The organism is Planococcus sp. RAB007_Raresut (assembly GCF_057369535.1).
On the sequence record NZ_JBXYIF010000005.1, the window covers coordinates 147,444 to 169,058 of the forward strand.

Annotated in this window: 22 protein-coding genes; 4 read left to right on the forward strand and 18 right to left on the reverse strand. The window is 45.4% G+C overall.

The genetic code is table 11. From position 1 onward, the window contains the following. Positions 1 to 216 precede the first annotated feature (216 nt). Complete coding sequence (locus AC2Q9J_RS11430; protein ID WP_499039993.1) at positions 217 to 1,296, reverse strand: AI-2E family transporter; 1,080 nt, start codon at positions 1,294 to 1,296, stop codon at positions 217 to 219. A 150-nt stretch (positions 1,297 to 1,446) separates the two neighbouring features. On the opposite strand from AC2Q9J_RS11430, the gene AC2Q9J_RS11435 reads away from it, so the two are divergent. Next, entirely contained in the window at positions 1,447 to 2,277 is an 831-nt protein-coding gene (locus tag AC2Q9J_RS11435; protein ID WP_499039995.1) for an undecaprenyl-diphosphate phosphatase, read from the forward strand. A gap of 455 nt (positions 2,278 to 2,732) precedes the next feature. Here AC2Q9J_RS11435 and AC2Q9J_RS11440 read toward each other — a convergent pair whose 3' ends face one another. From AC2Q9J_RS11440 to AC2Q9J_RS11455, 4 genes are all read right to left on the reverse strand, one after another. Next, the gene (locus AC2Q9J_RS11440) at positions 2,733 to 3,860 is read right to left on the reverse strand and encodes a CAP domain-containing protein (RefSeq protein WP_499039997.1); all 1,128 of its coding nucleotides are present in this window, start codon (positions 3,858 to 3,860) and stop codon (positions 2,733 to 2,735) included. Between the two features lie 189 nt (positions 3,861 to 4,049). Continuing rightward, positions 4,050 to 5,729 carry a hypothetical protein gene (locus tag AC2Q9J_RS11445; RefSeq protein ID WP_499039999.1) on the reverse strand — a complete coding sequence of 560 codons (1,680 nt, stop codon included), beginning with the start codon at positions 5,727 to 5,729 and terminating at the stop codon, positions 4,050 to 4,052. A 114-nt stretch (positions 5,730 to 5,843) separates the two neighbouring features. Further along, positions 5,844 to 6,671 (reverse strand): DUF368 domain-containing protein, encoded by an 828-nt coding sequence (locus AC2Q9J_RS11450; RefSeq protein WP_499040001.1) that lies wholly within the window; start codon positions 6,669 to 6,671, stop codon positions 5,844 to 5,846. Between the two features lie 90 nt (positions 6,672 to 6,761). Then, positions 6,762 to 7,832 (reverse strand): NAD(P)H-dependent flavin oxidoreductase, encoded by a 1,071-nt coding sequence (locus AC2Q9J_RS11455; RefSeq protein WP_499040003.1) that lies wholly within the window; start codon positions 7,830 to 7,832, stop codon positions 6,762 to 6,764. 132 nt (positions 7,833 to 7,964) lie between these two features. Here AC2Q9J_RS11455 and AC2Q9J_RS11460 point away from each other — a divergent pair, with 132 nt between their 5' ends. After that, the gene (locus tag AC2Q9J_RS11460; RefSeq protein ID WP_499040005.1) at positions 7,965 to 8,219 is read left to right on the forward strand and encodes a hypothetical protein; all 255 of its coding nucleotides are present in this window, start codon (positions 7,965 to 7,967) and stop codon (positions 8,217 to 8,219) included. A gap of 39 nt (positions 8,220 to 8,258) precedes the next feature. Here AC2Q9J_RS11460 and AC2Q9J_RS11465 read toward each other — a convergent pair whose 3' ends face one another. Continuing rightward, positions 8,259 to 9,110, reverse strand: a complete 852-nt coding sequence (locus AC2Q9J_RS11465) for a VOC family protein (RefSeq protein WP_499040006.1) — start codon at positions 9,108 to 9,110, stop codon at positions 8,259 to 8,261. 138 nt (positions 9,111 to 9,248) lie between these two features. On the opposite strand from AC2Q9J_RS11465, the gene AC2Q9J_RS11470 reads away from it, so the two are divergent. Then, complete coding sequence (locus AC2Q9J_RS11470; protein WP_499040008.1) at positions 9,249 to 9,575, forward strand: winged helix-turn-helix transcriptional regulator; 327 nt, start codon at positions 9,249 to 9,251, stop codon at positions 9,573 to 9,575. Between the two features lie 102 nt (positions 9,576 to 9,677). Here the strand turns inward: AC2Q9J_RS11470 and AC2Q9J_RS11475 are convergent, their stop codons facing one another. From AC2Q9J_RS11475 to AC2Q9J_RS11520, 10 genes are all read right to left on the reverse strand, one after another. Next, positions 9,678 to 10,469 (reverse strand): STAS domain-containing protein, encoded by a 792-nt coding sequence (locus AC2Q9J_RS11475; RefSeq protein WP_499040010.1) that lies wholly within the window; start codon positions 10,467 to 10,469, stop codon positions 9,678 to 9,680. 54 nt (positions 10,470 to 10,523) lie between these two features. Beyond that, positions 10,524 to 12,158 (reverse strand): ribosomal protection-like ABC-F family protein, encoded by a 1,635-nt coding sequence (gene abc-f, locus AC2Q9J_RS11480; protein WP_499040012.1) that lies wholly within the window; start codon positions 12,156 to 12,158, stop codon positions 10,524 to 10,526. 100 nt (positions 12,159 to 12,258) lie between these two features. Then, positions 12,259 to 12,396, reverse strand: a complete 138-nt coding sequence (locus tag AC2Q9J_RS11485; protein ID WP_165843797.1) for a hypothetical protein — start codon at positions 12,394 to 12,396, stop codon at positions 12,259 to 12,261. 112 nt (positions 12,397 to 12,508) lie between these two features. Beyond that, positions 12,509 to 13,462 carry a magnesium transporter CorA family protein gene (locus tag AC2Q9J_RS11490; RefSeq protein WP_499040014.1) on the reverse strand — a complete coding sequence of 318 codons (954 nt, stop codon included), beginning with the start codon at positions 13,460 to 13,462 and terminating at the stop codon, positions 12,509 to 12,511. Between the two features lie 80 nt (positions 13,463 to 13,542). Continuing rightward, positions 13,543 to 13,698 (reverse strand): hypothetical protein, encoded by a 156-nt coding sequence (locus AC2Q9J_RS11495; RefSeq protein ID WP_165850173.1) that lies wholly within the window; start codon positions 13,696 to 13,698, stop codon positions 13,543 to 13,545. A gap of 62 nt (positions 13,699 to 13,760) precedes the next feature. Then, positions 13,761 to 14,915 (reverse strand): PstS family phosphate ABC transporter substrate-binding protein, encoded by a 1,155-nt coding sequence (locus tag AC2Q9J_RS11500; RefSeq protein WP_499040468.1) that lies wholly within the window; start codon positions 14,913 to 14,915, stop codon positions 13,761 to 13,763. A 31-nt stretch (positions 14,916 to 14,946) separates the two neighbouring features. Then, entirely contained in the window at positions 14,947 to 15,360 is a 414-nt protein-coding gene (locus tag AC2Q9J_RS11505; protein ID WP_499040017.1) for an NUDIX hydrolase, read from the reverse strand. Then, on the reverse strand, positions 15,360 to 15,866 hold the full coding sequence (locus tag AC2Q9J_RS11510; RefSeq protein WP_499040019.1) for a GrpB family protein: 507 nt from the start codon (positions 15,864 to 15,866) through the stop codon (positions 15,360 to 15,362). The genes AC2Q9J_RS11505 and AC2Q9J_RS11510 overlap by 1 nt, the downstream gene beginning before the upstream one ends. Before the next feature lie 132 nt (positions 15,867 to 15,998). Continuing rightward, positions 15,999 to 16,466 carry a GNAT family N-acetyltransferase gene (locus AC2Q9J_RS11515; RefSeq protein WP_499040470.1) on the reverse strand — a complete coding sequence of 156 codons (468 nt, stop codon included), beginning with the start codon at positions 16,464 to 16,466 and terminating at the stop codon, positions 15,999 to 16,001. 217 nt (positions 16,467 to 16,683) lie between these two features. After that, positions 16,684 to 17,466 carry a 3D domain-containing protein gene (locus AC2Q9J_RS11520; RefSeq protein ID WP_499040021.1) on the reverse strand — a complete coding sequence of 261 codons (783 nt, stop codon included), beginning with the start codon at positions 17,464 to 17,466 and terminating at the stop codon, positions 16,684 to 16,686. Positions 17,467 to 17,837: 371 nt separating this feature from the next. Here AC2Q9J_RS11520 and AC2Q9J_RS11525 point away from each other — a divergent pair, with 371 nt between their 5' ends. Continuing rightward, positions 17,838 to 19,346 (forward strand): BCCT family transporter, encoded by a 1,509-nt coding sequence (locus AC2Q9J_RS11525; protein ID WP_499040022.1) that lies wholly within the window; start codon positions 17,838 to 17,840, stop codon positions 19,344 to 19,346. A 61-nt stretch (positions 19,347 to 19,407) separates the two neighbouring features. Here AC2Q9J_RS11525 and AC2Q9J_RS11530 read toward each other — a convergent pair whose 3' ends face one another. Both AC2Q9J_RS11530 and AC2Q9J_RS11535 read right to left on the reverse strand, forming a co-directional pair. Next, complete coding sequence (locus AC2Q9J_RS11530) at positions 19,408 to 20,046, reverse strand: Type 1 glutamine amidotransferase-like domain-containing protein (RefSeq protein WP_499040024.1); 639 nt, start codon at positions 20,044 to 20,046, stop codon at positions 19,408 to 19,410. Positions 20,047 to 20,530: 484 nt separating this feature from the next. Then, positions 20,531 to 21,517, reverse strand: coding sequence for an NAD(P)/FAD-dependent oxidoreductase (locus AC2Q9J_RS11535; RefSeq protein WP_499040026.1), 987 nt, complete (start codon positions 21,515 to 21,517; stop codon positions 20,531 to 20,533). Positions 21,518 to 21,615 lie beyond the last annotated feature (98 nt).

The window sequence follows — 21,615 nt, forward strand, 5'->3', positions numbered from 1 at the left end:
ACAAAGAAAAGCGACATCGCCCGTTAAGCCCCGACAAGCGCTGGAGGGCTTGAAAGTAATGGCGCCCTTTGCCATTGCTGGCAAGACCGAAGCGACTCGAGGGGCTGGGCCGATGGAGTCTGGACAAAGAGACGCTCATTCAAAGCCCTTGCAACTTTAAAGTTTTTTTCTTCAAATATAAAATACCTCCATGAAGTTAACTTCATGGAGGTTCCTTTAAACGTCTTTTGTGGCTGTTTTCCTTATTTCCTGGCGTCTTGCATAAACATTTTTGGCAATCGATTTGAGTACGGCGTAAGTCGGAATCGCAAGGATGATACCCCAAAGACCGGCAATGTTCCCGGCCGCCAATATTAACGTTATGACTGTCAAAGGATGGACATCCAGCGCATTCCCCATGACATTCGGCGTTATCAGGTTTCCTTCTATCTGCTGGGCTATTAGCATGATGACCAAGACCCAAATCACTTTAATGGGATCCGTCACTAATGCGATGATAACCGCTGGAATGACTGCGATATAAGGACCGAGGAATGGAATTACGTTCGTCACCATGCCAATCAGCGCCAATAATAACGCATATTCCAGACCAATGATCCAATAACCGATCAGCAGCATGATACCCACCAGGAAACTAACGAATAACTGCCCTTGGATATAAGACCTTAACGTACGGTCGATGTCTTGCATTGCTTTGATAATCCAGGATTTTCGTTCTCCTGAAAAGAAACCGGAGACGAACGGCACAAATTTCTTATGATCGATCAACAGGTATATCAGGAAGAACGGCACAAGAATAAGTGTTACCAACCCCGATATCAGACCGGTTATAAATGACAGCAATACAGAACCGATATTTGAAGCCCAGTCACCGATGCTGCTTGTCATTCCATTTATTTGTTCTTGAATGCTGTCCGGCAGACGGCTTCTTTGATCCAGCAGATATTGTGCATAGTTTTCTACGTCCTCAACAATTTCTGGCGCATTGTCCACCAGCGAGTTTACTTGCTTTGTAACCATCGGACCAATCATCACATAGAAAAGCCAGAAAACCAGCACAATCGCAAGAATGATGCTGATGATGGACGCCCATTTCGGCAATCCGCGCTTTTCAAGAAAATAAAGAATAGGACGTGTCAGGTAAAACAGCACTCCGCCAAGTAGCAACGGTACAAATATTGTTCCTGCAATAATGAATAGCGGGTCGAATATCCCTTGTACTTCTATAAATAGACGAATGATGACTAAAGCCAGGATAATTCCGACTCCTGCTTGGAACCAAAGTTTATTTGTCAAAAGTTTCCCTCCTTTTATTTTTACGGTATACCCAGTTTACCACGAAATTATGTTATTATTATTCTTTGTGAAAGCGAACTTTACAGTTTCTGTTGCGTCTAAACCATTGCATTTACATAATCTTAACCACGGAGAAGGAGTTATTTTTAAATGGAACAATTATGGCTTACCATTAAATTTTTACTGCTCGGCTTATTTCAAGGATTGACGGAACCGATTCCGATCTCATCCAGCGGCCATTTGCTGATTGCCCAATATTTTCTTGATGTCGAAATCGAAGGCAGCGTCTCCACGTTTGCGCTGCTGGTCAATACCGCTTCACTTATCGCAGTACTCATCATTTACCGCGAAGACATCCAGCGCCTTATCGTCAACGGCTTGAGATTCTTCAAAGTAAAAGACGAAGAAACGACGCGCGACTTCATGTTCATCGTTTACCTGGTGGTAGCAACCATTCCAGCAGCCATCATCGGTTTGCTCTTCCAGGACACAATAGATGATTACCTTTCCACTATCGTAACCGTCGGCGTCACGTTGGTCATCACTGGCGTTGCGCTCTGGCTGATCCGGGACATCCACGGTAAACGAAAAGACGGCAATATGACGATGAAAGATGCCATCATTATCGGACTGGCTCAATCTGTGGCGCTGATCCCGGGCATCAGCCGCAGCGGTGCCACAATCGTCGCGGCAATGGCTCGCGGCATCAATCAGGAAACGGCATTGCGCTTTTCTTTCCTGCTGTTTATCCCCATCAGCCTAGGCGGCGCTGTGCTCAGCGTTTCCGATATTCTGAACGATGACAACCTCTCCACATTGGCCGTGCCTTATATCATGGCTTTCATCGGTTCACTGATCGCTTCGTATTTTTCCCTTAAATGGTTCATGAACATCATGGCCAAAGGACAATTGAAATATTTCGCAATCTACTGCTTCATCGTCGGACCACTTGTCGTGCTGGCATGGCTCCTGCTTAACTAATAAAATATACGATACGGTTGCTGACCCTTTGATGAGGGTCAGCTTTTTTATGTATTAGGCACTCTTATCATACGCACCTGAAAGGCAATGGTTTCAAAACCCCTATCATTTTTTATCGATTTTCAGTTTATGCCCAACTTCGGTCGAAATAAGCCCAACTCGCTAAAAACACATCAAAAAAAGCCGATCCACTTAACGGACCGGCTCTTTGCCACATTGTCTAGACTCCAGTGGCCCATCCCCTCGAGTCGCTTCGGTCTTGCCAGCAATGGCAAAGATCGCCAAAAAATTTATTGGGCTTTAATGCTGCTCCTGTCTCTGCATCGCTATCGCTAGCTTCGAGACATGAAAGTGCGTTGCATCGCTGCGCTGCTTCGTCGCAAATAGATGGCTCAAACTTCCTTTTAGCCATCTATTGCTTGTCGGGGCTTAACGGGCCCTGTCGCTTTTCTTTATTATCTATTGAAGAAATTAGCTGTATAAAACGGCTGGTCTTCGCTGTTGAACGCAGCGCCCACACCGAGATAGCCGAAATCAGGTTTGACGATATTTTCACGGTGCCCCATGGAATTCATCAGACCTTCGTGTGCAAAGATACTGCTGTACTGGCCATACGCCAGATTCTCGCCAGCGACGAAAAAGTCGATGCCATCATCGGACATCCGGTCAAATGGCGATTTGCCTTCTTTATTGGTATGGCTGAAATATTCTTTTTCCGCCATATCCTCACTATGCTTCCGTGCAGTCACCATTGCCTGTTCATCCCATTTTAACAACGGAAGCTCCCGCTGGATCCGGGCAGAATTCGTCAGTTCGAACAAAAGGAATTCATAGCCTTCACGTAAATCGTCATCCGGTGCGGCATAGATTTCCGGACGGTTTTTCTCCATGTCTTCATGAATGACCTGAAGAGCCGTCACCGTGCTTTCCTCATGGATATCGTAGAAAACCGTGATGTACAGATCACCGGCTTTAAATAAATCGTACTCTTCGCGGGTGTCGAGAATGTATTGCACATTCCCTTTCTGAAGGCTTTTCAGCGGAACCCCCAATTTACTGCGCACTTCTTCTTTATTGGAGGTCATCGTAATCCCTTCAGTGGAAGAGATTAAATTCTGATTCGTAAACATGCCGTTGACGTTGCCGTCTTTATCGTAAGCCAGCAGCACGTAATTCTGGTAATTTGTATGATAGCTGTGCCAATCGGTTCCATACTCGTTCTTCATCAAGCGAAGCGGCAAGCCGACTTTGACCTGGGCTTCTTCCTTGGACATGCCGAGCGTTACATTATGGATGGCGAACACAGAATCAGTTTCGGACAGTTCGGGTTTTTCGACAGCTTCCGGCATTTCAGCCGTATTCGAATTCACCAATGTTTGCAATTGGCTCGCGAAGCGTGTGGTAAATTCCTTCGCCTCATCGAGTGCTTCTGTTACATTCGGACCGTCAGCGAGATTTCCAATGGCATTTTCAACAGTGTCAAGAAAACTCAAATCCACATACTCGCCGACCGGTTCTTCCCAAAGCGGCCGTGCGAAATAAACCAGAGCGACAATGACCAACAATAAGAATAATTTTCGCACGCGCAATCACCTCTTCTGTTCAGTTTAATCTCTCCATGCCGTTCTATAAAGCGAAAAGAACTTCGAAAAAAGCTCAAACCCTTATGTAGAAATAAAAAGATAGATATGCCCTCTTTTATTTCCAAATACTTGAATATTATTTACTCTAGATAAAAAACCCTTGCCTCATAAAAGGCAAAGGGTCCATTGTTATTCAATCGCTTCAATTTGCAGTACTTTGACCGGCAGGAATAACTCGCCTGTGTCTGCATAAGTGACGTTCACTGCATCGCCGACTTCGAGATAAATCGCCAGCGGGTTGCTTTCTGATGACACGATGTAATTCAATCCGTCTTCAAGCAGGAACGAAACTATCGTAAAGTCGCCTGTTCTTTCCTTGAAGACACGCTCGACGGTCCCAGTAGTTTCCGCTTCCGGAGCCTCCGAAGCGCCGTCCACTATGCTGCCGCCTCTTTGAAGAGCGGTCTGATACAAGCGCAGCGCTTCGTTCGGCGTTTCCGCAAATACGGAGATCTCCGGATTGGCCGCTGAGACGATGAAGTAATTCTGCAGGAAGCCGTTGGAATCCAAGACTGGCGTCAGCCAGCTGGCCTCACCGTAGAAGTTATACAGGACCGGCATTTCCCCGGACCATTCCTTCTCGATAAATTGCTTTTCGATGATCTGCAAGTTCCCCTGCGAATCCATATAGGAATCTTCAAGGCTGCCAGTAAAGAATGTTGAAGAACCCGTACGTGCATTCGTCAGTGAGTAACCGAGCATTGAATCGACGCCTTCTTTCGGGCTGGTGAAATCCGTGAAATAGTACATTTCGCCGTCAGCATCGAATATCGGGCTGACGTTCGCTTCAGTTCCCTCATCTGAAGGAAGCTTGACGTCTTTCTTGCTGAATAGGCTGTTCCAGAATCCATTTGCGTAATTGCCGTAATAACTGTTTTCAAGACTGACTGATTCCGGAGAGACCGCCCCGTCAATAAAAGCTGGCACATCTTCGAGCACATAATTTACGTTTTCACCCGTGACCGGATCGACTACGGCGATCCCCTCCACATCAAAACCGTTTCGCGCTGAAATGAACTCACCATAAGAACGGACATAAAACGGTTTTCCCTCTTCATCCACTTCAAGCTGAGGCTCCCCATAAAACACAGCCTGCGGGTTTTCACTGCGCATTTGACGTTCGATATTTTTGCCGAAATACGAAGAAGGTGTATAGACCATTTCTTCTTTGATGAACTTCGGATTAGCCGCGGCGTCTGTGGCGCTCATGGTGAAATAACCCGGTGTGGAATCGGCATTCCACCATTTAAAGAAGCCCGAAAATTCAACTGGTGCAATGTAGACGTACTCTCCGCCCACTTTTTGGATCTGCAGATTGCCAAGCTCATAATAACTTGTGTCCGGCACCTGTCCAAACGCTTTCTTCATCTTATTGCGCGCGAATTGGGGCGGCACACTCGCCGGGGTTTTTGTTTCATCGAAAGCCGCAAGCTCGACTTCCTCTTTCATTTCCACCGATTCGAATTTTTCCGTTGCGTTGAACAATGGCGCCGCTAAAATATAAGCCGCTGCCCCCGCTGCCCCTACCAGCAGCAATGTTTTCGCTTTCTGTTCAGCCCCTTGTGAAAACATGGCGCCGAGAACAGCTGCCGCCAACGCAACTGGCCATAGCGATGTAAGATTGCGGTCCATATTAAAAATATAATAGTATATTCCAATAGCAAGAAATGCCAGTACAAAAACAACCGCAAACATGGCAATTACACCGGAACCTTTCCCTTTACCTCCTTTTTTCCCTGCGGTAAAAGGCGTGACAATTAATGCCACCACCAAAGCGCTCAATGCGCTGAATAATAATATGCTACTCATCATAAAACCTCTCGTCTTCTTTAAAATTTTTCTTATATAGAGTTATACGGATTCAAAGACAGGAAGTTTCAAAAAACAGCCCTCTGAAATCAGAGGGCTGTCCGGATTTATTGATTAATCGGTGATGACGGTTTTCTTCGGTGAACTGAACAGCAAGGTGAACACCAAGCCGACAGTGAACGTGATCAGACTTGTCACCAAGGTCATTGTATCAGAAGCGAAACCTGGGAATACGACAAACAAAGAACCAAGGATCAGCCCGATAATTGCCGCATACGTTACATATGTGAAGTTCTCCAGCAAATAGCGGATCGCTTTACTGCTGACGATAAATCCGACAATGACGCCGGCACCAATCGCCAGAGCAATCGGGATATTCAAAGTCGACAAGGCATTGATCGCTGTCGTATAGACGCCCAACAGCAAAAGAATGAATGAACCGCTGATTCCCGGAAGCAGCATTGCCATACTGGCAAGCCAGCCGGAGAAAAAGAGGGTGAAGAATACCGGTACACTCAATTGTTCAATCGGTGCTATATCATCATTTGTTCCGATGAACGCTGTCGAAGCCAAGGCGATTCCGATCAAAATCAGAATTGCAAAATGGCGCTTCGTGAAATTCTGTTTCACTTCAGCCTGTTTCATGATATATGGGATAACGCCTAGAATCAGTCCCATGAAAAAGAATTGTGTCGCTTCATAATGATGCTCGAGCAAAAACTCGATGACCCGGCTGAAAAGAAGCAGTGTCACTCCAACCCCGATTACGAGCGGAACCAGAAAGCCCAGATGTTTTTTCCATTCGCGGCTGAAAAATCCGCTGATCGCTTCAAGCAAACGGTCGTAAATCCCTAAAATAAACGCTATAGTTCCTCCGCTGACACCGGGGATCAAGTCACTGATACCCATCAAAATGCCGCGGTATATATTTTTCCATTCCATTTAGCCAATCTCCTCTGTTTAAAAAATCACATGTATAAGTATAGCATGTCCGCTGTGATATTCATGCAGAAATCTGCTGATTCCAAAGCGCTATTCTCCAATGATGCCGCGGGCGTCCTCCATGATTTCGCGGATCATCTCAGCTGCCGGTGCCTTGCTGTTTATAAGCCTGAGTGATTGCCCTGCCCACAAGGACATGAATTCGCTGTTGCCCTCTTTAGCGGCAGCAGTCCGGATATCTCTCGTAACTGTATTATGAGACGGAAACGGCAGCGGCTTGGTTCCCGTTTCTTCAAATTCTGCCAGAAAACGATTTTTTATGGCACGCGCGGGACGCCCTGAGAAACTTTTGGTTATTATAGTCTGTTCTTCATTCGCATCAATGACTTTTTGCTGATAGGCAGGATGGGTGCCAGCTTCTGCCGCAAGCAGAAACCGTGTCCCAATTTGTGCGGCATCTGCTCCAAGCGCAAGGGCTGCGACAAGTCCTCGTCCATCAGCGATGCCGCCCGCTGCGATGACAGGAATTTTGACTGCATCCACAATCTGCGGAACCAGTGACAGCGTACCGATTTGTGCGCCATCCGAATGAGTTTTGAGAGAAAATGTCCCCCTATGCCCGCCCGCTTCGCTTCCTTGGGCAACTACCGCATCGACGCCGGATTCCTCAGCCAGTTCTGCTTCCTCTACGGTTGTCGCCATAGCGATTAATTTTATGCCAGCTGCTTTGGCGGCTTCCATCTGTTCATTCTCCAATAAACCAAAAGCCGTGCTGACGACCGGGACGCCCATTTCCAGACAGATGTCGAATTGCTGCCGGCTCCAATCCGCTGAGCTTGTAATTTGAGGTTCTTCAATCATTAATTCTTTTCGGAATGGAGCTAAGGCATGCTGTACTTCTACAAGCCGGGAGAAATCGTCTTTGTCTTTGGATGTGAAGATATTAACCGCAAACGGCTTCTCGGTAGTTTCTTGTATTTCAGCAATCGCCTTGCGCAGTGCTTCAGGTTCCATATAGGCTGCACCCAATGTTCCCAAACCGCCCGCTTCACTCACAGCTGCAGCCAGCTTCGCAGTTGCCGGCCCTCCGGCCATACCAGCTTGAACAATTGGCACTTCGATACCGAATAAATGACAAATTCGCGTTTGCAATGACAGCATACCGATTCCCCCTTTTACTGATCGTATTCGTTAAAATAAGTATCGCCCAGTCGGCGGCTTACATCAACAGGGAACCTTTCCGTTTGCCTGGCGTTACATATAATAAGCAAACACTAGAAAGCGGGGTTTCATATGAAGGGATTCCTTTCATTTTTGGGCATCACTTTAATCACCGTTGCATTTGGATCGATCCTGCTTATGTTCTACGGCAACCCGTTAGAAGACTTAAAGAGCCAGGAACGCCAGCTGGCCTATCAGGAAATGCGGACAAATCATTCTGCTGCCGCAGACAATTATGCAATCTCACAATTATCAGCCAAAAACGCTGACGATATATTTTTCATGGAAGATGGTCAAAGCTGCTCCAAGATTTCTTTTGAGCAATAGAAAACCCGGCTCTAATAATGAGCCGGGTTTTCTATATTCTTAAACTGCCATTCTGATTTTATTGCCGGATGGATCGCGCGTTTCCCAGTAATCCGCTGCTTCTGTCACTTCTGCGCCAAGTGCGCGAAGGCGTTCAGCAGTTTGGCTGCGCTTCGCTTCGTCAGCGAAAACCAGTGTGTAGAAATCCAGTCCCGCTGTTTGGTCCGGAAGAGCCGGTATGCCGATGCCGTTCCAGACATTGAGGCCGATATGGTGATGGTATTTCTGGTCGGACAGGAATAATGCCTGGCCGCCCATCGAAGTCACAACTTCAAATCCAAGACCTTCCGTATAAAACTCTTGCGCTTCGTTAAGGTTTGAGACATGCAGATGGACGTGGCCCATTACAGTGCCCGACGGCATACCGCTCCAGCTTTCATTGGATAAGGCCGCTTCCTGCACCACTCCCTCAGCATCGATCGGATCGACCGCCATCGCCACTTCACCGTTGTTCCATTTCCATTCCTCCGGATCGCGGTCACGGTAGATTTCAATGCCGTTTCCTTCCGGGTCCGATAAATACAGCGCTTCGCTCACCAAGTGATCGGATGAACCCAGGCGAATCCCTTGCTGATGAAGATGCAGCAAAATTTTACCCAATTCTTTACGGCTCGGCAATAAAATCGCGAAATGATATAAGCCGGCGTATCGATCTTGTTTCGGCTCCACCCCTTCACGGGCTGTCAATCTGATCAGGCTTTTCCCGTCTGTCCCCAAGCGCACCTCGTTGGCTTGTTCGGAAATTACTTGAAATCCGATGATATCCTGATAAAACTTCTTCATCCCTGCCATGTCCAACACTTTTAACCCTACTTCATCTGTATAAGTCACAGGTTTTTGGTGAAAATTCATATTGCAGTCCTCATTTCATTTATAGTTAGTTACTTTATGTAACCAATTGTAGTTTAGTTACTATAAAGTGTCAAGTAACTTAATTCTTTTATATTAGAGCTGAGCTGTGCTATTATATGAAGAAAGGAGTGAGCAATCATGGACACATCTGTCATCTGTCCCCGTTTCGAATCTGCCATTTCCATCCTCAGCCAGCGTTGGACAGGTTTAATCATCTATCAGCTGTTATCTGGGCCGCAGCGCTTCAGCCAATTGACCGAAGTGATCGGCATCAGCGGACGCTTGCTTTCTGAACGCTTGAAAAATCTCGAAGTCCAAGGGCTCGTTTCACGCACTGTTTATCCCGAAACACCGGTCCGCATCGAATATGAACTGACCGAAAAAGGAAAATCATTGAAACCGGTGATGGACGAAATCCAAAGCTGGTCCCAGGAATGGATCGAAGCACCTGTAGAAACAAAATAAAGCGGCACATCTGAAATTCAGATGGCCGCTTTTTCTTTTGATTAAGAAAGTATAATTTTTTAATCCTGAAGGTTCTTAAAAACGGGTGTTGCGCTTTTCTTATTACTTTTGTTTTTCCATTATATAATGCAGTCCGGAGTAAGCGGAACTGAATGTCGGGATATTGCTTTCCAATTGGACAATCGACATTGCCAGTTGCGGGCTGATGCCAACTAAAATGCAGGAAGTGCCGATTAAACTGAGGCTATCCGCCATCATTTGGATCTGGTAACGCACCTGGTTTTCGAATTCTGTAATGCCGCTCAAATCCAGCAAGACATATTCGATGCTTTTTTCAGCGCATTCAGTCAGGACAGTGGCAGTCAATTGGTCGGAACGCGCTTTATCAAATTCACCGATCAACGGGAGCGCAAGTGTCTTGTCCCAAATATGCAGCATTGGAATAGACAATTCTTTGATAAGTTTCTCGGTCCGTGCTTTCTCTTCCGCTTGGGTAGTGACATCCATCAGCATAATGATATAGCCGTCAATACTGCCATTTTCCCCATCAATTGGTGTGATGACAATGTCCGTGACGAATTCATTTCGGATGGTGATCCTTGCGCGGTGGACGTCTTTTAAGTCGCCCATCACTCTTCGTTGGTGCTCCGGCATTCTATGGAATAAATCCATATTCATCCCGATCATTTCTTCGCAATCCTTTATTCCATACAAAGGTGCAACTTCTGCCAATAGACGGCAGGCTTCCGAATTCATCCACCTGATATTGTAAGAAGTATCCGCAATCATAATCGTTTCCCCTATATGATCAAGCGCACTGAGTAAAGATATATTAGTTGGTATTGTACCAATTGCAGCCATAATTCCATTTGCTCCTTCGATAGTCAAATTCATAACTCTCCCCATTATGCCATAACAACGAGCCTTACAAGCTTAACGGGAAAAATATTATTCGACCGCCAACAAACCACGCTTTGTTTTCGCCGCAGAATAACCGCCTTCGAAACGCTCAATCTGCTGATCATGGAGCCAGTAGGTCACCGGAAACAATTTATCCAGGAAGTAGCGATCATGCGAGACCGCGATAATCGTACCGGGAAAGTCCGCCAAAGCCTCTTCCATAACTTCTTTCGCTTCCAGATCCAAATGGTTGGTCGGTTCATCCAACACCAGCAGATTATGGTTCATGTGCATCAATTGCGCGAGCCGCAGCCTCATCCGTTCGCCGCCGCTCAATTGCCGGACCGGTTGGAAGACTATGTTTCCAAAGAACAGGAATTTCGCCAATAAATGCCGGGCTTCAAATTCGGATACAGGCACCGCATCCCTGAATTCGTCAATGATGCTCCGGTCGTTGTCCATCTCAAGCGTATGCTGAGATAAATGCCCGATGGATAAGCTGCTGCCTTTTCTAATCGTGCCGGCATCAATTTCTTCATTGCCGAGTATGAGATTGAGCAAGGTCGTTTTGCCTGTTCCGTTGGAGCCGACAATGGCCACACGCTCGCCAAATCGGATATGCAGCGATGCCTCGTGGAAAAGGATGCGCTCACCATAACCTTTCCAAACGTCTTCCATTAATACCACGTCCCGGCCGCTGCGTTCGCCGGATTGAAAATCGAGAGCCATCTGCTTTCTGGAAAGAACCGGCCGGTCGAGAACTTCTATCCGTGCCAGTGCCTTCTCCATGCTTTTGGCTCTTCTGTGCATTCCCGCATTCGGTGGATTGGCCCGGTTCGCCCATTCTTTCAGCCGCTTGATCGTTTCCTTCATCTTCTGAATCTTTTTCTGCTGATCCTGGAATTGCTGGAACTCGATCAACAGCCGTGTTTCCCGCTCTTTCACATAAGCGGAATAATTCCCCGTATATTGAATCAGCTCTCCCTGATCCAATTCCCAAATATGCGTAACGGTTTCATCAAGGAAATAACGGTCATGCGAGACCAGCACCACAGTCCCTTTATAATGGCTGATGAACGAGCCCAGCCATTCAATCGCCTCGAGATCAAGGTGATTCGTCGGTTCGTCCAGCAGTAAAAGATCCGGTTCCTGCAGCAATAGTTTCGCGAGGCCTACCTTGGTGCGTTCCCCGCCGCTCAGGTGATTCCAGCTCTCGTATTTCAAATGGATTATCTTCAATCCGTTCAATACCTGGTCGATTCGGACATCGATTTCATAGCCGCCGCGCCGGATGAAGTCATCCTGAACACTGCCGTAACGTGACAGCAGCTTTTCCAGTTCCGCCGGCTCTGCCGTTTCCATCCGCTTCTCCATCATCTTCAATTGCTCCTGAGTTTCAGTCAGCTCCGCAAATACAGCAGTCAATAACTGATGGACCGCCATATCCCCCTGTTCGTCAGGGGTCTGCTTCAACAGACCGACGACACTTCCTTTTTTCCAGGTCACTGTTCCTTCTTCCGGTTCAAGATCGCCGGCTAAAATGTTCAGCAGCGTCGTTTTCCCTTCACCATTTCGGCCGACAAGACCGATTCGTTTGCCTTCCGCAATTTCACCTCTTATATGGTCGAATAATTTATGTGTCGCAAAATGGCATTGTAAATGTTGAAATTGGCTGATTATCATAGTTCTCTTCCTTTCGTCTATGGAAGAGACGCCGGCCAAAACAAAAAAGGCATGCAAAGACGCATGCCTTTTGGTAATTCCGTTTGCAGGCAGATGTCTCTTACTGGTAAATTTCACATGATTCGATTAGCTGAAAAAGGACAGACTTCTCCCTTGCATCGATTCCAGTGAAAGTGACGCCATGCAGAATGTAAAGATATTCCTGACATTCCGTCATGCGCTTACCAGTTTGATTCATCATACCCACCTCCTTCGTTCATTTGTTTCATTTTACCTGATACCGGCGGAACCGTCAATTTGAAATCAGAATATTCCATACAGTGTGATGTTCCAAAAAACAGCCGGCAGGTTCATTCCCGCCGGCTGTTTTTGATCGAGCTGTCATTTTTTATTGACTGAAGAATATCCCCAGTCCAGCCTTTGCTTTTCAGGTAGTAGTAAAGTATGCCCGTTGACACAATGATTACGATCAGCGAAACAAGGTAGCCGAAAGTCCATGTCAGTTCAGGCATATGTTCGAAGTTCATGCCCCACAGAGCGCCAAAAGCCATGACAGGAGTGAATAACGTGGTCAGCACCGTCAGGGTCTTCATGATTTCGTTGCCTCGGTAATTGGCAACGACATTTTCCATGTCCACCATATTATTCACTTCGTCTTCGTAAGCATCGATCAGCATACTGAGCCGGTTGATTCGGGCTGAGGTCCTGTAATATTCCGGTCCTTCCGTAATTTTTTTGCCGAAGGTTTCGGGCATTACCAATTTCATTTCGACAAATCCAAGAATGATATTCTTCCAAAGCAAAATTTCATGCCGGATATTTTCGATTTCCGCCAAGGTTTGTTTATTGTTCTGCTCTCTGATTTCCCATAACAGATTACGAAGCCTTTCTTCAAAACCATCGATTTTGTGCAGCAAAGATCCCGTCATTGCACCGAGTAAAATCATCAGTAATTCTAAAGGTGTATCTGCCTGGTCCATTTGCTGAAGAATTTTTTCTTTGTCCATATCTTCGTCTTCATCATAATCGAGTTTATTCGTCAGCAAAATTTCTGTCGATAAAAAGAAATGCAATGTCCTTAAATCGTTTTTATCATTAGGGTTCTGTCTATAAATCAATGATCCCCAGATCGCTTCTTTCCCTCGCGTTGCCGTATCCGCATGGAGTATATTGACCGTCATTTCCTTCGATTCGTCCCGCCAGGAATGGCTGCGGATATCTTCGGGCAATAAATCCATAAATCCAGCTTCTGCTTCTGACTCTTCTTCATGCCAAACTGTATGTTTGAATGTGTATTTCGGCACAGCCACCCCTCCTCTCTTAAACGACAATATGTAACAGCTAAAAAAAGCAAGCCCGTTAAGACTTGCTTTTCCAATAATTATTAATTTTGGTCTCTGTATTTTTCATTGGAGTTTTCCTCATACTCCAATTCACGGTCCGGCATCGGATCCATTTCTTTATCTTTGGGCGCATTTCGACGGGGCTCGACTTCAGGAATCAATTCTTCACCTTCGTGATTTTCTTTATCCTTCTTCATGCCTTCCCCTCCTTTAATTATTTGTTACTATATAAAATACCCGCTGCCCGGATTTCTAACCCTCACTTAACAGAAACGAAGCCGGTGGATTCCACCAATTCCTGTCCTTCTTCCGAAACAATCCACTCGATGAAAGCTTCAACATTCGGATTGTCAGACCCTGCCGTTACAGCATAGAATTCCGACGCCATGGGATATTCATCGGAACGAATTGTATCGATGGTCGGCTCTATGCCATCAATCGCCAATAATTTGATTTTATCGTTTTGCACCATATCCACCGCGAAGAACCTGAATGTGTAGCCAATGGCATTTTTGTAATTTCGGTAGCTCGCCACTTCACTGATGATGCCTCCCATACCGGAAGCCATTTCTTCTATTTCCGGCTCTTGGACTGGCGTATCACTCATGAATTTCAGGAAGGTGGTCTGGCTGCCGCTGTCTACCGGACGTTGAAAAGCACGAATTTCGTCGTTTTTTCCACCAAGGTCCGACCAATTCGTCACTTCCCCTGAATAAATCCTCTTAATTTCTTCGCTTTTCAAACCGTCCACCGGATTTCTCGAATTGACGAAAAAGACGAAGGCTTCACGTCCGATTGGAGTCATTCTGAGTTCAACACCCAAGTTTTCGGCTTTTTTTAATTGACCGCTGGACGGCCCGGCAACGAAAATGATGTCCGTCTTGCCTTCGATGAGCCGGTCATAAGCTTCAGGAGTGGTCGTCGAAACTACTTTACTGAAAGCGGGATCATAAGGCGGATACTGTCCGCTCGGATAGACTGCTTCAGTAAACGCGGCATACAGCGGATAAAGTGCGGTTGCACCATCAAGTTTTGGCAAGTCATTTTCTATTTTAAAACTGGAAGGGGAATCCGCCTGTGCCAATTTATCGCTGTCGGTAAAAGGTTCATATTCATAAAGGTCGACTTCTCCATCAACCTTCGCAAAACTTTGCTTGTAAAAATGCGGAATTGAAAATGAAGCCCCAATCAACAAACAAAGACCGATAATCCCAGCAGCAATCTTCTTCCCTTTCGGCTTTTTGTATAAATCGATGTCTGAAAAAATATATAGCAGCCAGACAGAAATCATTGCTGCAACAACAAGGCCGATGAAATGCAAATCTCCATTTAATGCGAAGATAAACAAAACAGGCACCCCGAGAAAACAAACGGCCACCCCAATAAACAACGCCATCATTACCCTTCCGAACATCTCCAAGGTTTCCATCCCCCATATTTCATCTCTAGTTTTTGAGTAAAGATTTGATCAGTTCCGCTTCCTCCGGATCAGCAAGGTCTAATAATTCAAGTTTTTCAATCGGCTGCCACTTAATCTCCTGAATCCAAGGATCCCCTTCCAGCACGATAATTTCGCCGCCGATAACTTCCACTAGAAAATAATGCAATTCCACCGACACGTCAGCGTTGTCAAAGCTGTCTTTTTTCACTCCTGCGCTTTCAGTAATACGAACCGTCAGCCCCGTCACTTCGGAGAATTCACGAATACAGCTTTCTTCCAGCGTTTCGTCTCCTTCCGGCGGTCCCGCAGGCAAGCCCCATTTCTTTTCCTCGTCCGGCGGCCCCTGCAATACCATCAAGACTTCTCTATTGTCATTGATGCAAATACCGGCTGCGCCTTTCCAATTCGACATTTCCATCAAATCCCACCTTTTGCGTTTTTTTCGATGCGGGCAACCAGTTCCTCTTTGCCGGCAATGTATTGTGCGATATTATACGGAAAATCATTGGCCAGTTTCTTCTTCAAGATACCATATTCTTCCGCCTCTTGGGGATTTTCCCTTAAATAATTCCTGAATGCTAAATGTCGTTCGATTTCAGGATTCCCTTCTGCATAAATATGTACGTGATGGGTACGTTCATCGCCGCCCCGCTGGAAATATCTGCGGCCAGGAAGCCCATTCTCCCCTTTCGATTCATACCCCAGCTTCTCCATTTCGACGATCAAGCCGTCAACAGTTTCTATTTCGCGCACCACCGGCATTATATCGATAATGGGTTTTGCCGCCATTCCTTCTATTGAAGTGCTGCCTATATGATGAATTTCAACACATTCTTCTCCGAAAATTTCTTTGATCTCTGCTGCGGCCTGCTGAAATTGCTGTTTCCACTCGGATTGGTAATTTGTTACCGTCACTTTTCTCATACTTCATCTCTTTTCAAATTTTATTAAGGCTCGCTTGTTATCTTCTATAGTATTGATTTATATGTGAATAATCCACATAGTAAATAAAAAAAACCGCCGAAACTTTCCGGCAGCTCTCTAATTTGCACTATATTATTTCGCTTCTTTGGAATATTCGTTATCCAATATGACATGATGTGTAACATCAGGCATGCCGAGATCACCTGAGAATCCGTTCGCCCTATAAAAAGCATCCGCAATGGATGAATCAGTACGCACAACAATCTCACTGAAATGGCCTTGGCCGTAATTCAATATCTCTTTCAGCAATTTAGTGCCTATGCCTTGTCTCCGTGCATGCTCCGAAATATAAAATCTTCTCAGTCTGCCAATTCCGCTTTTATCGGAATAAGGATCTCTGTTCAATCCACCGATTGCCACCAATTCTCCTGCAGGATCCCATACTCCGTAAAGCACTTCGCCCGCCTTGTTGAATGTATTCGTGCCGTCTTCATATTGATTGACCAGCCGTCTTAGGAATCTGTAACCTTCCGCTTCGCTTTCTTCCACCAATTTTGAAACGTTCACCTTGTTTAAATCCTCAATCACTTTAATATTCATCGGCACGCTGCATCCTCCTATGGTACATATTTTTTCCCATTCACGGATTCTACTTCATTGCATCATCGTTCTCTCTCAGTGTATCGAATTAAACAATTGAATTCCACTAAATATCGGAATCTTCTTACAAATTAATCATATGTTTAAGCTCAAACCATATTTTTTCCATTAAAAAAGGCCAAGGGAATGGTCACCTCGGCTTTGTAGCTAGTTTATTCTATTCAAGAATTTTGATTGTTACGTTTTTGCGGCCCCATTGAAGAGCTGCATCTCTTGACGGGATGAACACGTCAATTTTGTTTCCTTTGATAGCTCCGCCAGTGTCTCCAGCGATTGCAGTTCCGTAGCCTTCAACCCATACTGTAGATCCAAGTGGGATAACTGTAGGGTCTACTGCGATAACTTTTTGGTTCGGGTTCGAACGTAAGTCGATGCCTGTTGCAGTGATTCCTGAGCATCCTGTGCAATAAGCTGTGTAAGCTGTTGCTGATACTGTCATTTCTTTACCGGATTGTGGTGCTTTTGCCGGTGCAGAAGATTGTGCCGGTGCAGTTGATTGCGCTGGCGCTGGTGTAGTTGTTGCTGCTGGTGCTGGAGCTTTTGGAACTGAGATTGCTGTTCCCCCGCTTACTACCAATTTGTCACCAGGATAGATCAAGTGGCCTGTGATGCCGTTCCAGCTCATTAGCTGGTCCAATGAAATTCCGTGGTTTACTGCGATACGGTACAATGTGTCACCGCTTTTAACTGTATAAGATGATTTCTCTACTGCTGCTTCTTGTTTTTCTTCCCCAATGCTAAGTTGCTGTTTCGGGAAAATAAGATCTGATGAAAGATCGTTCCACCCTTTTAACTCACTAACTGAAACATTGTTGGCTTGTGAGATTCCCCACAAAGTGTCACCGGATTTAACTGTATACGTTGAATCAGCGCTTGCAGTTGTTGCCGCGCCTACACTAAGAGCTGCGATTGCCGTTAGTGTCACGATTTGCTTTTTCATATAATGAAATTCCTCCTTTTCACTAACACAAGACAAACTATAACACCTAAACATTTCAGTACAATGACAAAACGACGGTTCTAATTTAACAATTACGTTACGTGAAAGTGCGTTATATTACAGATTGTAATAAAACTATTTATTCGGGGTTCGAGATATTTTAATGAATTTCTTTCTTCTCTATTCCTCGCTTTGCGTTTATCCCTATAAAAAATAGGCTAAACCAAGTAAGAAGCAATCCCTTGATATCACGCTTCCAATTGCGTAAGGCTTGAGCAGATATCAAATCCGGAAACAGAGGTTTTGTTCGTCCATGCATATCATCCCTAAATAAATCATTGCAAAATTTCCTTATTAAAGGAGGAATCGATTTGAGAAATGTTACATCCGTGTTCTGGATTTCATTGGCAACCTGTATTGGCCTTGTTGTTTGGGGTTTTGTTGCTCCGGAAAACTTCAAGGAATTGACAGGTAATTTAACGGCCGACATCTCAAGTGCGTTCGGTTGGTATTACTTGACCACTGTTTTTGTTATTCTTGTATTCTGCATTTATCTCATCTTTTCACGTTTTTCTTCTATCAAACTTGGTAAATCGGATGATAAACCGGAATTCTCCCTGCTTTCCTGGTTTGCGATGCTCTTCAGTGCCGGGATGGGAATGGGGTTGGTTTTCTGGACCACTTCAGAACCGATTTCCCATGCATTCATCAGCGCTCCTCGCGGAGAAACTGGTACAAACCAGGCAATTACTGAAGCCATGCAATTTTCGTTCTTTCATTGGGGGCTGCATGCGTGGGCTGTCTATGGCTTGGTTGCGCTGGCATTGGCTTATTCAAAATTCCACAATGAAGCACCAGGGCTTATCAGCGCAACACTGATTCCCTTGTTTGGCAAAAAACGCATGGCCGGACCGCTCGGCAAGCTGATTGATGTTTTAGCAGTCTTTGCCACTATAGTCGGTGTCGCGTCTACTCTCGGGTTCGGTTCCGCCCAAATCAACGAAGGCATGCACTTTCTTTTGGGAACTCCCAATACGTTTCCGTTTCAATTACTGATTCTTGCCGTCGCAACTGTATTATTCATCATCTCCGCGTGGTCCGGGATCGGAAAAGGGATTAAATACCTCAGTAATATCAATATGGTGCTGGCTTTCGCCCTTGTCCTCCTTTTATTGATTGTCGGACCGACGCTCTACATTTTGGATACATTTACAAACAGCCTGGGAGGCTACCTGTCCAATTTCTTCTCGATGAGTTTCCATCTTGAACCTTTGAATACTGACCGCCGCGCTTGGGTGAATGGCTGGACAATCTTCTACTGGGCATGGTGGATTTCTTGGGCGCCATTCGTCGGAATTTTCATCGCGCGGATTTCACGCGGACGTACAGTGAAGGAATTTGTACTGGGTGTCTTATTCGTTCCCTCTATTGTATGTTTCATATTCTTTGCCGTATTCGGTGCATCAGCACTTAATCTTGAACAGAACGGGATCGCCAAGATTTCCGAATACAGCTTGGAAACAGCCACTTTCGGTGTGCTGCAGAATTACCCGCTCGGAACCGTGATGTCGATCATGACCCTATTCGTAGTGGCCATCTTCTTCATCACTTCCGCGGATTCAGCCACATTCGTACTGGGCATGCAGACAACTGGCGGTATGATTAATCCGCCGAACCTTGTGAAAATCACATGGGGGCTGATCCAATCGGCTGTCGCAGCAATCGTCATCTTCTCTGGCGGTACACAGGGATTACAGAATATCCTCATTATTGCGGCCTTGCCATTTTCCGTGGTCGTCCTGCTGATGGGCGTTGCATTCTTCAAAGCTGCTTCACAGGATCCGCTGGTCAATAAAACCAAAAGAGCCAGAAGACAATAAAAAAGGCATTTCCGCTGCGATAGCGGAAATGCCTTTTTCGTTGTTACATAAACCTTGTCAATTACTCACCGCTTACGACAATAATGTCTCCGATGAATTGAATTTTACCGTCCTCCACAATCAAACCATCTCCGTCATTCCCTGCATAAACGGTTGTTCCGGTTAATCGGGCATAATCCCATACCTGTTTTTTAAAGGCATCATTCCAGCGGTTATAATGCGGCAGGAATTCGAAATCGACAAATTGCAACGCTTCCTGTGCCTCATTGGTATCGCCAGCATACAATTGAAATAATTTCGTTGATTTGCCGAACTGCACAGCTCCCGCGCTTACTCCCGCCAAAACTCCACCTTGTTCGAAATACCCCTTTAGATGTCCGTCCATCTTTCTGCGCTTCAAGGCTTGCCTCAATTCGATCGGATTTCCGGCGGAGAGATGGATGATATCACATTGCAGCAACTCATCGATTCCTGCCGAATCAAATCCACCGTAAAGGTCGAAAAACATCATATTCTGGACTCCATAATTCCGGTAATATTGTTCTTTGAGCTTGAAATACTTCTTTTCTTTATCTTCTGTAGAAGGTATGTACGCTATTTTGGCGTGTTCAAGATTCAGTCCTTCCAGAAGCAGATGATCCAATCTTTTATTTCCAGGAGTTTCGGTTATCTGATCACTGTAAAAGAATAATTTTCCCATGTAGACCGCCCTTTTCATTCATTTGCTGCTTGTTAAAGTATAAATGATTTTTAACATTTTATTTAGAAATAAATGATTACGAATTGAAGTCGGATTTATCGTGTAAAAAACTTAAACGCATAGCTTAAAATGTCCGGCAGATGATTTTATAATCGGCAACGGGGCGTTTGTGATCGGCTAGCAACTGTTTATGATCGGCAACGGGATTTTTTATTGTCCTATACTATTTCAACGGCCTTCGGATTAATTATTTATACTCCCTTACATATAAAAAACATTCCCGCGAAATGCGGGAATGCTCATTCTTACAGGATAAGACAGTATTAACTCTTTGCTTGGTAAGACTTCATAACGGATGTTTCTCTGTCCAGACTTCAGCGGCCCAACTCTTCGGGTCATAAGCCTGCTTAGCTATGCGGCAAAGGACGCCGCTCCGCTAATCCGTCTTATGCCTTTCAGAGTTTAACGGGCGCTTCCGCTTTTCTTATTTAAATACACTCGTGCTGTGAAGCGGTTGAACTTTGGATTTCGGATCAAGATACGCTTTCGCGTTATTGATGGCAGTCGGCGCTTCGCCGAATCCTACTGCAATCAATTTCACTTTTCCTTCATATGTGGCGACATCTCCGGCAGCATAGATGCCTTCAATGCTTGTCTCCATTTTAGAATTGACAACGACAGAGTTTTTCTCCATCTCAAGTCCCCATTCTTTCAACGGTCCAAGAGATGTAATGTTTCCGTAGTTGACGATGACATGATCAACTTCAAGGCGTTCTTCATTGCCTTCTTTATCGATCAGCACCAATTCGCGGATTTCTCCGTTTTCACCAACCAATTCCTGAACACCATATGGCTTCATTACGTCTACAGTAGAGGCCATCATTGTATCCACATTGGCTTCATGCGCCGTCATTTTGTCGCGGCGGTGGCTCAAGGTTACCTGATCAGCTACATTTTCCAGCATCATAGCCCAGTCCACTGCGGAATCTCCTCCGCCAAGGACAACGACTTTTTTACCGCTGAACAGCGTAAGGTCCTTCACACCGTAATGCAAGGTTTTCCCTTCAAACTCTTCAGCGCCTTCAACTGCCAATTTACGCGGCTGGAAAGCACCGACTCCCGCAGTCAACAAGATCGTTTTCGAGTAATGTTCCCCTTTATCAGTACGGATAACAAAGTGGTCCCCGTGGCGTTCTGCAGCTGACACTGTTTCCTCCAGACAAATTGTCGGATCACCGTAATTAGCTTGAACAGTCAAATTGTCCACCAGATCTTTCGCCAGGACTTTGGAAAATCCTCCAACATCGTAAATGTATTTATCAGGATAAAGTTCTGTCAATTGGCCGCCGAGTTGTGGCAGACTGTCCAAAATCTTTACCTTCATCTTGCGCATTCCGCCATAAAAGGAAGCAAACAAGCCTGTTGGCCCGCCGCCGATAATCGTAATATCAAAAATTTCGCGTTCTTCCATTTAAAACACTCCCATTAGTATCAATATATATATCCTATCATATTCTATCCTATTTCACGCCATTGGACTATTGACTGAATTCCAGGAAAGAAAATTCA